Raw genomic sequence first — 14,467 nt, 5'->3', positions numbered from 1 at the left:
TTATTTGTCAAGGTTTATTCTCTGTTTTTCACCAGAATCCAACCTGTGTATTTAATGGCAGTCTGTCTGCCGTTAGGCTCGTTCCATCCTATTTCATACCAGTAATTTCCGGTAGGAACCTTTTTGCTTCCGCCTGAAGTTCCGTTCCATTTGTACCCGTTAGACTTATCAGCCTGGAAGATTTTGGCTCCATATCTGTCAAAAATATTAAAGACAAGATTGTTTTTACCGGCCAGTAAAGAATAATCTATCGAATCATTCACTCCGTCTTCATTAGGGGTAATTACATTAATAAGATCTGGAATTGTGACATCTACCTTTATCGGAGTACAGTTGTAGTCATCTTTTACATAGACGCTTATTTCACCCCTGGCCATATTTGTAAATACATTGGAGTCCTGCCAGGTTATATTGTCAATAGAGTATTTATATGGTGGAGTACCACCTATTGCATAAACGGTTATTGTGTTGGTGGATATGTCAATATTAGAGATGACAGGCTGTTCCGAAGCATATACTTTCACTGTTTGGGTGGTAATACATTCACCGGTTTTAAGCTTTACCCAATAAGTTCCTACTCCTACATTTTTAATCACTTGTGTGGTTGCTCCGGTGCTCCATTCATAGCTTTTAAATCCTGGTCCGGCGTCCAGAGTGGTCTTCTCTTCCATACAGATGATTTTGTCAACCAAAATATCAGATTTTACCGGAGGAAGTACCGCTAAAGTAACTGTTGCAACCCTGTAGCAGCCATTAGCATTGATTACCTTTATGTAAACAACGCCATTCGGAGAGATATAATTAGTAGCATTTAAAATTTCATTAGTACCGGCATGGGCATCTGCAAGAGACGGGTAGTATTTTTTCGTAATACCGGTAGCTGTTGTCACACTTGCATTGGCAAGGTTAAATAATCCGGTTGCAGGATTTGCTTCTAAGAAGCAGGTTCTTATTAAAGCATCGTTTACTATAGGGCTTTCGGATATCGTTAATTTCATGGTAACCTCTTCGCAATCCGTAAAGTCGGGGTTGTTTCCACAGAACCTGTAGACGAAAGTGTCCGGACCAAAATAATTAAAAGCCGGAGCATAGCTGATGACTCCTGTTGCAGGATCAATAACTGCATTACCATTGGCTGGAGGGGTCACGATTGTAACTGTTCCGGGAACTACTGTTTGGGTAGAATTTGAGAATGTAGGCACAAATTGTTTTACCCCGTCACATACTGTATCGTTGATGGTTGTTTTCTTAAGACAGGTGTATACTTTATATACCGGAGTCACTACCGGCGGACAGGTTCCCACCGTAATTTTTACGGTATAATTCCCTGATTGTGTCGGAACGTATGAGTTGGCTGTTGCTCCTGGGATCGGGGTATTGTCCCGATACCATTGGTACGAGTCAAAACTGTCACCTACTTCAAGAGTGATTCCCGGGATACATTCTCCGTTCTGTTTTGCAATAACGGGAATGGAAGAGAACCCAGCGAAATATCCTCCGTAACCAACCACACCACTTCCTCCGGAAATACCTGCGGTAACAGCTTTTGTGGAGGTTATGGTAACATTTCCTGTAATATCAGGAACGGAATAAGAAACCCAGTTAGCTGTTCCCAGTACCGGATACGGACCTTGTGCTGCCGGTGGAGCAACACCGTTTATGGTAACTGCAGCCCCTGCTTCTGTAAGGATGTTTAATTTTACAATATGTCCGGAAAGAGTTCCCTGATAAGGAAGATCTTTAATTTTTCCTATTTCATCAATTTTTCTTGGTAAATAACAGTTCAATGGCGGAATGTAGTTAAATCCTAATGTGGCATTACTGGTAGAAACTCCTGCCATCAGCTGGTACACATATACATTTTTTGTGGTTCTTATGTACATGTTGTAGTGATTATTTCCCTGGTTGATATAGTTGGTGTTGTTTACTTTATTAACTCTATAGCTTTCGCCCTCAGCCAGTGTGGCTACTGGTGTAGTTCCGTTGTTGATGTATACCTGGGTGCCCCCTTCTGTTGCAACAATTAAGGCGTCTTCCATATATTTGGAAATATTCCCGTTCCCTTTCACTACAACAAATTCATTTCCTAAACGGTCTACAGGTACAGATTGGTCCATAATAATATCGGAACCATCATAAAATCCTCCGGCAGCCATAGCAAACTGACCGTTAAAGTTTCCATTGGTAACAGATATGGGTTTGTCAGCTTCTATCTTTGCTCCTATAAAAGCTTCTTTGTTGAGCGTTTTATCGCCCATACCTTCAATAATATAAGATTGTCCTTTGTTTAAAGTAAAGGTAAGGGTTGGGTTTGTAGCTCCTGTCCATCCGTTTGTAAAGATAATATTGGGAGAGTAATCGGATACCGTCACTGTAGTGTTATCTTCTGTGGCCAGTATTCCGGTCGTAAAGTTGTATTCACTGTTGAGCTCTTCAATAGGAGCTGTAACTGCATAGAATTTTGTACCAATACCTGCTTTCCCTTTAGATGTTAATATTTCTCCGTGTTGACTTACCGAGAATCTGTAGGTTACAAAATAGGGTTTTGTTCCTTTGGTATATAATCCTTTATTTCCCGGAGTGAAAAGTTCACTATTGGTGCTGGCAACCATTCTGTTTATAGGAATGTCAAATGTTTGTGGTGAGCCCTTGCTGATGGTCACGGTTCCCAGCAGGGCATTATTGCTGTAAATCTCCACATCAAAAGGTGTGACAGAGTCTGTAGAAAAATACAGAGCCTGCTTTGGGGTGACCACCTTCCCCGATCTGGCTGCCATGGGAGCAAACCAATGTTCTGTATCCCTTTGTGCAAACAACATATTGATTGCCGCAAATAATAACAGAATAACTGATAGAATTTTTTTCATAGATAAAGAATTAGATTTTCTACAAAAATAACAGAATAAATGATTGATATTGAAAATATTTTTTTATTTTCATTAGTACATTAATAAAATAAGCCGCAATCATCTGACCGCGGCTTATTTTCATTATATTTTATCGGTTATTCTCTGTTTTTTACGAGAATCCATCCGGTATACTTGATAGGAGTTTTATTTTTATTGGACTCATTCCAGGTAATATGGTACCAATAAGTTCCTGTAACAATCTTTTTGTCAAAATGTTTTCCGTCCCATTTGAAGTTATTGAATTTATTTCCTGTGAAAATGGTATTGCCGTATCGGTCGTATATAGAGAATGTAAGGTTTTCTTTATATGCCAATTCACTGTAATCAATAAAATCATTTATATTATCCCCGTTAGGAGTGATGGCATTCAATAGATTAGGAACAGTAATTTCTACTGCAACGGGAGTACAGTTATACGCATCCTTGATATAGAATGTATGCTGACCTCTGGTTAACCCGGTAAATGTGTTGGAGTCCTGCCAGTTAGCAGTTCCGTCAACAGCATATTTATAAGGAGGCTTGCCGCCGGTCGCTGTCACGGTTGCGTTGTTGTTATTAATTTCAATACTTTGAATTACGGGATCATCTGCTTTTTTCACTTTTACAATCTGTGTCAGGAAACATCCGTTTTTACCAAGTATTACAGAATATTCACCTACTCCTACATTTCTGATTCCCGATGTAGTCGCTCCGGTACTCCACTGGTACGAGTCATATCCGGGGCCTGCATCAAGATCTGTTCTGGCATCCATACAGATATACTGATCTATGAGAACCGGGGATTTTTTGATAGGGATCGGAACTAGGGTGATTTTAGCATTCGCTGTACATCCTTCGGCTGTAGTTATTTTTACATATACTGTTCCTCCTGTAGACGGAAAGTTGTCAGGAGTTGTTATCTCGTTTATACCGGCATTAAGATCAGCCAATGTACGGTAATATTTTTTTGTTACCGGATCATAATCACTTACTTTCGCTTTGGTCAGATCAAAATAAGCATAAGGGGCTACATCATACCAACAAGCCGTTATTGTAGCATCCTTTACTATAAACGGTACTACCGTAAGGTTTAACGTTATTTGTTCGCAGTCTGTAAATTCCGCATTATCTCCGCAGAATTTATACACAATAGTATCCGGTCCTAAATATCCGGGATTAGGAGTGTATGTTATTGTACCGTTCGGGTTTATTACTGCCGTTCCTTTGGTAGGAGGTGTAAGGATTTGTAACGTGCTGGTAACCGGCGATTGGGTTGAGGAAGTAAATGCCGGTGTAATCACCTTTGCCGAACATGCATTGATTGCCTGTGTGGTAAGCTTTAAACATGTCTGTACTTTGTAAATCGGTGTTGTCACCGGAGGACATGTTCCCATAGTTATTTTTACCGTATAGTTTCCGGATTGGCTAGGAGTATATGTATTTGCGGTAGCCCCTGCTACAGCAGTACCGTTACGGAACCATTGGTAGGTCTCATATCCGTCATCCAATTCCAGGACGATTCCGGGAACACATTCACCTGTTTTTTTCGAAATGAAAGGGATCGAAGAAAATCCTGCAAAATAGCCCCCATAGCCTGCGGAGCTGTATCCTCCGTTAATACCTGCAGTTACTGCCTTTGTAGAAGTGATGGTGATATTTCCGGTAACACTCGGAATACCATAAGTCACCCAATTGGTATTTCCGGTCAGTGGAAAAGGTCCTTCTGACGGAAGAGGTGGATTGTTGTTAACAAGAACGGTGGCTCCGGCTTCTGTTAATATATTTAATTTTACAACTAAGTCACTTTTTGTTATGCTGGCTCCTCCGGAACCAAGGGGCATTTCATTGATCTTTCCGATCTCATCAATTTTTCTCGGCAGGAAGCAGTTTAACGGTGGGATGTAATTGAATCCGTTAGTAGCATCACTTGCTCCTACTCCTATAAACTGATACAGATAAACATTTTTGGTGGTAGAGATAAACATATTGGAGTGCGTACCGCCAGGCGTAGTTTGAGTAGCATAGTTGGTTTCGTCAATTCTGTAGAATTTTCCTGCATTTAACGTGGCAATCGGAGTTGTTGCTCCATTGATATATACCTCGGTATTGTCTTCTGTGGCTATGATAAGTCCGCCTTCCATGTTCAGCGAAGGAACGGTCGATCTTGTTTTTACCATAGCAAATGTATTTCCAAGTTTGTCTACAGGTACAGACTGGTCAAGAACGGGATCACTTCCGGTTGCAAAGTTAATAAAAGAAAAATTTGCATTACAGCTTCCGTTGGTAAGTGTTACCGGTTTATCAGCAACTACTTTTGCACCAATAAAACCTTCGCGGTTTCCCTCCTGGGCACCTGATCCTGCGAGAATAAAAGACTGTCCCTTTTGTAATGTAAAGGTATGGGTATTACCGGTAGGCGAACCATTGATAAAAGATACCGGAGGTGTAACAGGATTCGTAACGGGAGGAGTATTCCAGGAAACAGTGACGGTGGTATTGTCTTCAGTAGCGAGAACTCCCGCTGTAAAATTATGGATACTGGTTAAATTTTTATTGGGGCTTGCTGCTACAAAAAATGTTTTTCCTATTCCCGCTCTTCCTTTACTGGTAATGATTTCCCCATGAATATCCTGGGCAAGTCTTAAACTGCAATAAAAGGGTTTAGTGGCTTTTAAATAAAGTCCTTTTGTTCCTACAACAAATGCCTCACTGGCTGTTCCTGTAGAAATCTGACTATTGTTGAGTTTATAAGTTTGAGGGTTGCCCTTGCTGATTGTTACGGTGGTAACAACCGCATTATTGTTGTATACAGTGACATCAAAAGGAGTGATTGAATCAGTGGAAAGATAGAGCATATTAACATAGCCTCCATAGCTGTCATAGTAGGGGGCAATCCAGTGTTCAGTATCCCTTTGGGCAAAGAGCGTATTAATTGTCAAGAAAACTAATACTAAACTGAGTAGAAATCTTTTCATGTGTATGGAATTAGGATTTCTACAAAATTAAAATAAAAAATGAAATACCTTTAGTAAATTGAAAATAAAAGCGCAAATTTATTCTCAATTTCTAATTAATAACCTTCCTTAATGTGAAACTTATAATTGAGTGCCGGGATCAGTTTATCGAATGATGTACGAAGAAGCTGGTGTCGCAAGATTTCTTACTTTAATAGCATTGGATAATTTTTAAAGAGTATCCGTAAAATGTGGAGCACGATTATTGATAAAGTATAGCACAAAAAAATCCCGATGAATTTCACCGGGATTATATATTTTTTTGAAAGATGAATTAAGCTAGGCTTACTCTTACAAATCCTGTTACTTTTAAATCTGGATTTACAGATTTTACGTAATCAGCAACTGAGATACTTCCGTCCTTAATGAAGTCCTGGTGTACCAATGTGTTGTCTTTGTAGAATCTCTGCATTTTACCTTTAAGAATGTTATCGATAATGTTTGCAGGCTTACCTTCTTCAGTAAGTTTGTGTCTTTCGATCTCTAATTCTTTATCGATAGTCTCCTGAGAAACTCTTGTTTCATCCAAAGCGATAGGATTCATAGCAGCAACCTGCATAGAAACAGCTTTAGCAGCTTCGTCAGCTCCGTCTACTTTCGCAGAAAGAGAAGAGATAGCAGCGATTTTGTTTCCAGCGTGGATGTAAGCTCCTAGGTAATCTCCCTGGATTCTTTCGAAAGATCCGATTTCAATTTTCTCACCAATAACACCTGTTTGCTCAACTAATTTTTCAGCAACAGTAACTCCGTGGAAATCTGTAGCTAAAAGTTCTTCCTTAGTTGCAGCAAAAATTGCCATTTCAGCGATTTCGTAAGCTAGTTCAATGAAAGCTTCATTTTTAGCAACGAAGTCAGTTTCACAGTTTAGAGAGATTACTACACCTAAAGTGTTGTCTTCGTTTACTCTAGCGATCACTGCACCTTCAGCAGATTCTCTGTCAGCTCTGTTAGCAGCAACTTTTTGTCCTTTTTTTCTAAGGATATCTACCGCTTTTTCGAAGTCTCCTTCAGCTTCAACTAGAGCTTTCTTGCAGTCCATCATACCTGCACCTGTTTGGTTTCTTAATTTAGCTACGTCTGCAGCAACTGGTGTATAAGACATAATATGTATTATTTTTTTATTTAAAATTAGTATTAATTATAAGCTTATTTTTAGAGCAGTGCAAAGATAATGATTTTAATGATAAACTAAAAAATGACTTTTCACGTTATTAATATATTTAATACTATTTTAAAGATTTGATTAATGAAAAAAATCTTCCTCCTTCTATTTATATGCATTTTTTCGATTGGTTTTTCTCAAAAAAAGAAAAAATCAAAATCTAAAGCTGTTGTAGAGAAAGAAACGATCATCATATATACAGAGCAGGATGCGGAGTCTTCAAAAGAAGCAAGGGTGATTGCAGGATTTCTGAAGCAAAACCCGGGACACGAAAAAACAGATTACTTTAAAAGAAAGCTGATCGCTATGATCATGGCAGATAATTCTCCGGAAGCTAAACCTACCATAAAGCCTATCAGTAAAGAGAAAATAGAGAATATTGTTAAAAATAATGAGCTGAACAGCGGTAAAGTAGTTGCTGTGAATAAAACAGCAGCTGCTAATAAGAATACAGATAAAGTAAATGATGCTATTAATGCATTAAAAGAGGAGGTAAGATCGGATTATGCCTCGGCAGGATCTGCTAAAACTGCCGGCGTTTCAAAAGCAGAACCCAGTGAAACAAATAAAAAGACCGCTGCAATGCTGACCCATATTTTCAGCAACGATATTAATAAGAATGAAGCTTATGTCAATATTAAAAACAGGTCCGGTTGTAACCTGATCGTAAAGATAAGCGGTAAGAAATATTATAATTTAAGTGTCCCTGCAAAAGGGGAGAATTTTATTTTAATAGATAAGGGAGAATATGTGCTGACCACAATGGTATGCGACGCGAAATATTCTTCATTAAAGAAAATCAGTCAGGATATTGAGATTGCTCTTAATGTTGCTGATTAAAACAGAAGAAAACTAAAGAAAAAGGTTAAGAAAAAATTCTTAACCTTTTATTTTTTTATCCTTTAAACTGACCCATTGCAATGAACTTGTCTTGTCTTTGGGTTTCAAGCTCCTGTCCTGAGAATTTGGAAAAAGCTTTGATATTCTGTAGAATAGAGTTTTTTAAATTCAAATAAGTAGTCTCCTGGTCATATTGAGCACCACCAAGCGGTTCTTCAATGATTCCGTCGATAAACTTTTCTCTTAAAGCGTCCTGTGGAGTAAGGTTTAATGCATTGGCTGCATCTTCTTTATGATCCCAGTTTCTCCATAAGATAGAAGAGCAGCTTTCCGGTGCAATTACAGTATACCAGGTGTTTTCCAACATATATACTTTGTTTCCGACACCGATTCCTAATGCTCCACCACTGGCTCCTTCACCAATAATATAAGTGAAGATCGGAGTTTTAAGCTGAACCATTTCAAAAATGTTTCTTGCAATAGCTTCTCCTTGCCCTCTTTCTTCAGCTTCCAATCCAGGATAAGCCCCCGGTGTATCTACTAAAGTTACTACAGGAATATTGAATTTCTCAGCAAGCTTCATCAATCTTAAAGCTTTTCTGTATCCTTCAGGATTTGGCATTCCAAATCTTCTGTACTGTCTTTCTTTGGTTGTTCTTCCTTTTTGAGTCCCTATGATCATTACTCGTTGGCCATCCAGGGTAATCAATCCTCCAATCATTGCCGGGTCATCAGCGAAATTTCTGTCTCCATGAAGTTCTAAGAAACTGCCTTTGTCTGCCATTCCGTTGATATAGTCCAATGTATAGGGACGATCCGGGTGACGAGACAGTTGTACTCTTTGCCAAGGTGTAAGATTTCCGTAGATTTCTTTTTTCTTCTCTAAAATCTTATCCTCAATCTGGCTGCATGCTAATTTTACATCAACACCACTTTCTTCTCCTACTAAAGAACAGGTCTGGTATTGATCCATCAATTCTTTGATAGGAAGTTCGAAACTTAAATATTCCATTTCTTGAAGTAAATTAAATCTTTCAAATGTATGAAAAATTATGGTAATTCTATTTAAAATTATTTATAGCATTGCTTATTCTGGCGATACTTTCCTCTTTTCCAATGATTTCCAGGATATCAGGAACGTCAGGTCCTTTCAGTTCTCCTACCAAAGATAAACGAAGCGGCATCATTACTTTACCCATTCCCAGCCCTTTATTTTCGGCAAAATCATGCATTGTTTGTTTTAGCGTCTCCGCAACAAAATCTGTAGAACCGAATACTGAAGCCAGTTCTCCTAAAATGGCAGAAGTTTCATCATTCCACGCTTTTTTCGATGCTTTTTCATCATAAGATGTGGGAGCTTCGAAGAAAAATTTTCCGTTTTCGTAAATATCTTTCGGGAAAGTAGCTCTTTCTTTCATCAGATGAATTACTTTTAAAAGCTTTTCATCAGAAGCTGCAGAAAGGTCTAAATCTGTATTTTTAAGAATCTGAAGAAGCTCTTCATCAGACTTCATTTGGATATACTGGTGATTAAACCATTCGGATTTTTCTTTGCTGAATCTTGCACCTGCCTTGTGTACCTTATGAAGATCAAATTCTTTAATCATCTCTTCTAAAGAAAGGATTTCTTTATCATCAGCCGGAGACCATCCCAATAACGCAACCATATTAATGAATGCATCAGGAAGATATCCGTTTTCTCTGTATCCTTTTGAAACAATTCCTGTCTCAGGATCTTTGAAATCAAGCGGGAATACCGGGAACCCGAATTTATCTCCGTCTCTTTTACTTAATTTACCTTTTCCTTCAGGTTTTAAAATCAAAGAAAGGTGAGCAAACTGCGGAGCTTCCCAGCCCATGGCTTCATATAATAAAGTGTGTAGTCCCAGAGAAGGCAACCATTCTTCACCACGGATCACGTGAGAAATTTCCATTTCGTGGTCATCAACGATGTTGGCGAAATGATAGGTTGGCATTCCATCGTTTTTTACCAGAACTTTATCATCCAAAGTATTGGTATTGACAGAAAATTTTCCTCGGATTATGTCTTCCAGATTTAATATTCTGTCAACAGGCATTTTAAACCTTACCACATAAGGTGTTTTTGCGTCCAGTAATTGCTGTACTTCTTCCTCAGAAAGGGCAAGACTGTTTCTTAAACGGTTTCTGGTTTTATTGTCATAAGAAAAAACATCACCTTTTGCTTCAAATTCGGCACGTATGGCATCCAATTCTTCCGGAGTGTCAAAAGCCAGGTAAGCATAGTCTGTTTTTAAAATCTGTTCTGTATATCTGTCGTAGATGTCTCTTCTTTCAGATTGTCTGTAAGGGGCAAATTTTCCTCCTTTCTTAGGACTTTCATCAGGGATGATTCCACACCATTCTAAAGCTTCCTCAATGTATTCTTCAGCACCTTCTACATATCTGGCAGTATCTGTATCTTCAATTCTCAATACAAATTCACCCTCTTGATTTTTAGCAAAAAGATAATCATATAATGCGGTTCTTACGCCTCCCAAGTGTAAAGGTCCTGTAGGACTTGGAGCAAAACGTACTCTTACTTTCTCCATTTCAATTTAAATTTTGGTGCAAATTTACTTAAAATTATGCTAAAAAATCTCTGTTTTTTCTTTGTGAATGATGAACTTAATAATGATTTGTAAACAGAAGTTGGCTTGTTTGAACTTAATCTATACTTTTGTGCAAAGATTGTATCAGGAAGAGAGAAAATACATAATAATATTCTTGTAAACCTGTATCTTATTGAAGCTATAAAAAGAAACTATGGAAAAAATTCTTCTTTTCATTAAAACATATAAGCCTGATTTTAACCAATGCAAAAGATTGCTGGACTCTATCACGAAGCATAATAAAGACGGAATTAAAGTCCTGATCTCTGTAAATGACGGTGATTATGATTATTTTAAAAATAACATTCCCACAGACTTTCAGGTTATTAAAGATAGTGATATTATCCAGTGTGATATGGTACAATCAAATCCGTGGCAGTATCAGCAAATCATAAAATCGCAGCTCCATAGAATTGAAATCACAGAAAATTATGTGTGTCTGGACTCGGATTCTTATTTCATTAAGGACTTTTATATTTCTGATTTTATGCAGGGAGATATTCCGTTTACCATTATTCATCAGCAGAAAGAGCTTTTTTCGTGGCTGAGTATCAACCGCAGGCATTTTAAGGATGATCCTAAAGAATATTTTGAAAATATCAGCAGAAGAGTGATGTCACAGCTGGGGCGGTCGGGGATATGCTATGATTATGGTCCTTCACCCACGATCTGGTCTAATAAAGTATGGAAATCATTTCAGGAAAATTATCTGGATGCCAACCAGATCGATTATATCGACTTGATAAAAGAATATCCGAGCGAATTTACATGGTACGGAGAGTGGTTGCTGAAATCAAACGTCATTCCGGTTTTGCCGAAGGAGCCTCTGTTTAAAGTGTTTCATTACAAAAAACAGTTTCACGATTTTGTAAAAGAAGGCCATACAAGAGAATCAATCAAAGAGAATTATATGGGGATTGTATTACAGTCCAACTGGAACAGGGATTTAAAGTGGTATCAGAAAAGAGTAGAACTTTAGAACCTGATTCCCGGAATTAACATTTTGAATTATTATATGAAAGCGAAAGTAATTTTAGACGCTGATATTATCGCAGATTTTTACAAGGACAACAGAACGGGAATTTTCCGGGTAGTCTTTGAGCTGTTTAAGAAACTGGGAAAAAGTAAGGAGATAGAACTTCATTATGCCCATTTTAGTTTGCTCAATCTCGAAACCACCACGGAGGAGGTAGACCGTTTCTTTCAGGATAATTCAATTCAGATCAAAGGCGCTAATACCAGGGCAAGAAGAAAATTTTTGCCCCTGAGAAAAGAGAAGCTTTTTAAAAAACTTTACAATAAATTTGGGATTTTTAATTTTAAAAATAAGTATGATGAAAAGGTGATCAGATCTTCTCAGGTTTTTCATTCTTTTTATTATCCCATTGATGACAGGGTAAAAAAATATCCCAACCTGAAAACAATCGTGACCATCCACGACCTTATCCCTGTTTTGTTTCCGGAATTGCATTTTACTTCAGAGTTCATAGAACGTATTATTCAAAGTGTGGGAGACACAGGATATGTGATCTGTGTATCTGAAAACACGAAAAAGGATTTGCTTGCCTATGCTCCGCAAATAAGTCCGGACCGTGTTTTCGTCTGTTTATTGGCTGCGTCACCGGAAATATTCTATCCTTGCAGAGATGTGGAGAAATTTAAAACGATTCAGGCAAAATATAAGATTCCTGAGAAATATTTTCTTTGCCTGGGGACTCTGGAGCCGCGCAAGAATGTAGATCACATTATCCGTTCATTCTTAAAGATGATCAAAGAAAATCATGTAAATGATCTGAGCCTTGTCCTGGTTGGTTCTGCAGGATGGGATTATAATAAAATATTCCAGGAGTACGAAAATGCAGAAGAGCTGAAAGATAAAATTATTATAACAGGACGAGTAGCAGACGATGAATTGGCAAGCTTGTACAGCAACGCTCACTCATTCTACTATATGTCTTTGTATGAAGGATTCGGATTGCCTCCGTTGGAAGCAATGCAATGTGGGTTGGCTACCGTAACGTCTAATACGTCTTCTTTACCTGAAGTTGTAGGGGATGCCGGAATTACCCTTGATCCGCGGGATGAAAAGGGGTTGGTGCAAACCATGAAAGACTTGTATTATGATGAAGATTTGCGACAGCATTATGCGCGCAAAGGATTAGAACGGTCTCAGCAGTTTTCATGGGAAAAATGTGCAAAAGAGCATACAGAAATTTATAATAAAATTATCAGCGGATAAACCTTTAATAAAGTGTACGTTTTAATCCAAAATAAATCTCCGTCTCATCGTCAATGGTGGGACGGTTTTATTTTTAAACTCCTGGCAGGAGCAAAGCGTAAAAGTAGAGTTAAATAGTTCATGATACTCATAAATTACTATAAATGAGTTGCAAAGAAAAATGATTTATTCCCGAAATTAATAAAATTTTAATATTAATTATGGTTTTGAAATGGTATTTTAAGTACATTCGCAAAAATTTTTCACGTATATGGTAACGAATGGTGAAAGATCTTTTTAAAACTATTGTCTTTTTAATAATATGATGAAATTAAGACGATACAAAAAAATAATCACCAATAATATTTTACACTAAGGATGTTAAATTATATCAGTAAGCCGGGTCTATTATTGCTTATGCTTACACTTGTTACATTTTCCTGTTCCAGACAAGAAGACGGTTTATTTGCTGAAAATGTAAATTCAGTTCCCAATAATAATAAAAACTATACCGGTCCCACAGATTATCTCACAGATATCGGGACGATCAATATCGCTGTACTGGCAAACGGTAATTATCCGGGACAAAATAATCCCAAATTTATAAAAGATATCAGTGCGCCGAACTTCGGATATTGTCATCCGGACGTGCAGTATTTTCCCAACGGATTTAACGGGTATAAATATTGGATGGTTTTCACTCCTTATAACGGAGCCGTTGGGGCTAATGTAGATTCCAAAAGATATGAAAATCCTACCGTTGTAGTATCAAATGACGGGCTGACCTGGAGACCTCCGGCTGGTATTTCAAACCCTATCCAGCGAACACCAACCAATACAGAAAGTACTCCAGAAAATGCAAATGAACCTATACAGGGCTTCTGGTCTGATGTAGACTGGATGTATGAAAACGGGAAGTTCTTATTGTACTACAGGGGAAGTTTTATGAAAGCTAAAGCCTTAAAAGCAAGAGGAGCGAAAAGTCAGAATAATTTTAAAAAACTTACAAAAACGCCGCAAAGAGCTATTGTAAGACAAACTTCTACCGATGGTATTTCCTGGACTCCCCTTGAAGTTGCTTATACAAGTAATGCACCTCATTCACCGAACAACAACCATATTCTTTCCCCAAGCTTTGTCTACACGGGAAAAAACTATGTAAGCTATGAAGTGGAAAATAACATCAGCCCTAATTTTCCGGGAAATGATGCCTCTTACATTATTATGAGGACATCGGATAACGGACTGGATTTTTCAAACTTCAAAAAGAGTAAAGTCGTTAATTTTATGAATAAACCGTGGACGGACATCGATCCGGTTTATGCACCATGGCATATTCAGGCTGCTTATGTTGACGGATATTATTTCTTATGTATCGCTGCCGGTAATGTGAGAAAGTTTACCTCAGAAGCTCTTTTCTTAGCGGTATCTAAAGACGGAATTAATTTTAAAACATTTCCAAAGGCTATGGTAGAGAAAAATGTATACAGATCCAGTGTTTTTCCTATGACTACAACAAGTGAAGCGATCAATTTCGGGGCTGTTGTCGGATTTAAAAACGGAGTGTTTACCTACAGGGAATTTCAGTTGAGCAAACCAAAATTAGAAGCCTTCCTCGCAAAATAAAATATTTTCTATATCCGGTTTTCGCTATTATACCTAATATTGTGCAGCAATATCAAAATCTCCTGTATCAGAAACCATCAATCCGATTA

At 37.9% G+C, this 14,467-nt stretch carries 9 protein-coding genes; 4 read left to right on the top strand and 5 right to left on the bottom strand.

Annotated elements, in window-relative coordinates; all coding sequences use genetic code 11:
- Window positions 1–14: 14 nt before the first annotated feature.
- From H3Z85_05350 to H3Z85_05340, 3 genes are all read right to left on the bottom strand, one after another.
- Window positions 15–2,867 carry a gliding motility-associated C-terminal domain-containing protein gene (locus H3Z85_05350; protein ID QPQ52843.1) on the bottom strand — a complete coding sequence of 951 codons (2,853 nt, stop codon included), beginning with the start codon at window positions 2,865–2,867 and terminating at the stop codon, window positions 15–17.
- A 137-nt stretch (window positions 2,868–3,004) separates the two neighbouring features.
- Entirely contained in the window at window positions 3,005–5,863 is a 2,859-nt protein-coding gene (locus H3Z85_05345; protein ID QPQ52842.1) for a gliding motility-associated C-terminal domain-containing protein, read from the bottom strand.
- 313 nt (window positions 5,864–6,176) lie between these two features.
- Window positions 6,177–7,004 carry an elongation factor Ts gene (locus H3Z85_05340; protein QPQ52841.1) on the bottom strand — a complete coding sequence of 276 codons (828 nt, stop codon included), beginning with the start codon at window positions 7,002–7,004 and terminating at the stop codon, window positions 6,177–6,179.
- Between the two features lie 144 nt (window positions 7,005–7,148).
- Here H3Z85_05340 and H3Z85_05335 point away from each other — a divergent pair, with 144 nt between their 5' ends.
- Complete coding sequence (locus H3Z85_05335; GenBank protein QPQ52840.1) at window positions 7,149–7,904, top strand: hypothetical protein; 756 nt, start codon at window positions 7,149–7,151, stop codon at window positions 7,902–7,904.
- Window positions 7,905–7,959: 55 nt separating this feature from the next.
- On the opposite strand, the gene H3Z85_05330 is transcribed toward H3Z85_05335, so the two are convergent.
- Together H3Z85_05330 and H3Z85_05325 are read right to left on the bottom strand one after the other, a co-directional pair.
- A complete protein-coding gene (locus H3Z85_05330) occupies window positions 7,960–8,916 on the bottom strand; it encodes an acetyl-CoA carboxylase carboxyltransferase subunit alpha (GenBank protein QPQ52839.1) in 957 nt (318 codons plus the stop codon).
- Between the two features lie 49 nt (window positions 8,917–8,965).
- On the bottom strand, window positions 8,966–10,474 hold the full coding sequence (locus H3Z85_05325) for a glutamate--tRNA ligase (protein QPQ52838.1): 1,509 nt from the start codon (window positions 10,472–10,474) through the stop codon (window positions 8,966–8,968).
- Between the two features lie 214 nt (window positions 10,475–10,688).
- Here H3Z85_05325 and H3Z85_05320 point away from each other — a divergent pair, with 214 nt between their 5' ends.
- The 3 genes from H3Z85_05320 (at window position 10,689) to H3Z85_05310 (ending at window position 14,378) form a co-directional block, all read left to right on the top strand.
- On the top strand, window positions 10,689–11,513 hold the full coding sequence (locus H3Z85_05320; GenBank protein QPQ52837.1) for a hypothetical protein: 825 nt from the start codon (window positions 10,689–10,691) through the stop codon (window positions 11,511–11,513).
- 36 nt (window positions 11,514–11,549) lie between these two features.
- Complete coding sequence (locus H3Z85_05315) at window positions 11,550–12,773, top strand: glycosyltransferase family 4 protein (protein QPQ52836.1); 1,224 nt, start codon at window positions 11,550–11,552, stop codon at window positions 12,771–12,773.
- A gap of 396 nt (window positions 12,774–13,169) precedes the next feature.
- A complete protein-coding gene (locus tag H3Z85_05310) occupies window positions 13,170–14,378 on the top strand; it encodes a hypothetical protein (protein ID QPQ52835.1) in 1,209 nt (402 codons plus the stop codon).
- Window positions 14,379–14,467 lie beyond the last annotated feature (89 nt).

This window comes from Chryseobacterium indologenes (assembly GCA_016025055.1).
Taxonomy (GTDB): Bacteria; Bacteroidota; Bacteroidia; order Flavobacteriales; family Weeksellaceae; genus Chryseobacterium; species Chryseobacterium indologenes.
Note: the sequence above shows the minus strand (reverse complement) of the source record. Positions and strands in the feature narration are given on the sequence as shown.

What these genes read in the sequence shown, in the direction of transcription:
- H3Z85_05350 (QPQ52843.1), bottom strand. Translation starts at nt 2,867, where the DNA reads ATGAAAAAAATTCTATCAGTTATTCTGTTATTATTTGCGGCAATCAAT.
- H3Z85_05345 (QPQ52842.1), bottom strand. Translation starts at nt 5,863, where the DNA reads ATGAAAAGATTTCTACTCAGTTTAGTATTAGTTTTCTTGACAATTAAT.
- H3Z85_05340 (QPQ52841.1), bottom strand. Translation starts at nt 7,004, where the DNA reads ATGTCTTATACACCAGTTGCTGCAGACGTAGCTAAATTAAGAAACCAA.
- H3Z85_05335 (QPQ52840.1), top strand. Translation starts at nt 7,149, where the DNA reads ATGAAAAAAATCTTCCTCCTTCTATTTATATGCATTTTTTCGATTGGT.
- H3Z85_05330 (QPQ52839.1), bottom strand. Translation starts at nt 8,916, where the DNA reads ATGGAATATTTAAGTTTCGAACTTCCTATCAAAGAATTGATGGATCAA.
- H3Z85_05325 (QPQ52838.1), bottom strand. Translation starts at nt 10,474, where the DNA reads ATGGAGAAAGTAAGAGTACGTTTTGCTCCAAGTCCTACAGGACCTTTA.
- H3Z85_05320 (QPQ52837.1), top strand. Translation starts at nt 10,689, where the DNA reads ATGGAAAAAATTCTTCTTTTCATTAAAACATATAAGCCTGATTTTAAC.
- H3Z85_05315 (QPQ52836.1), top strand. Translation starts at nt 11,550, where the DNA reads ATGAAAGCGAAAGTAATTTTAGACGCTGATATTATCGCAGATTTTTAC.
- H3Z85_05310 (QPQ52835.1), top strand. Translation starts at nt 13,170, where the DNA reads ATGCTTACACTTGTTACATTTTCCTGTTCCAGACAAGAAGACGGTTTA.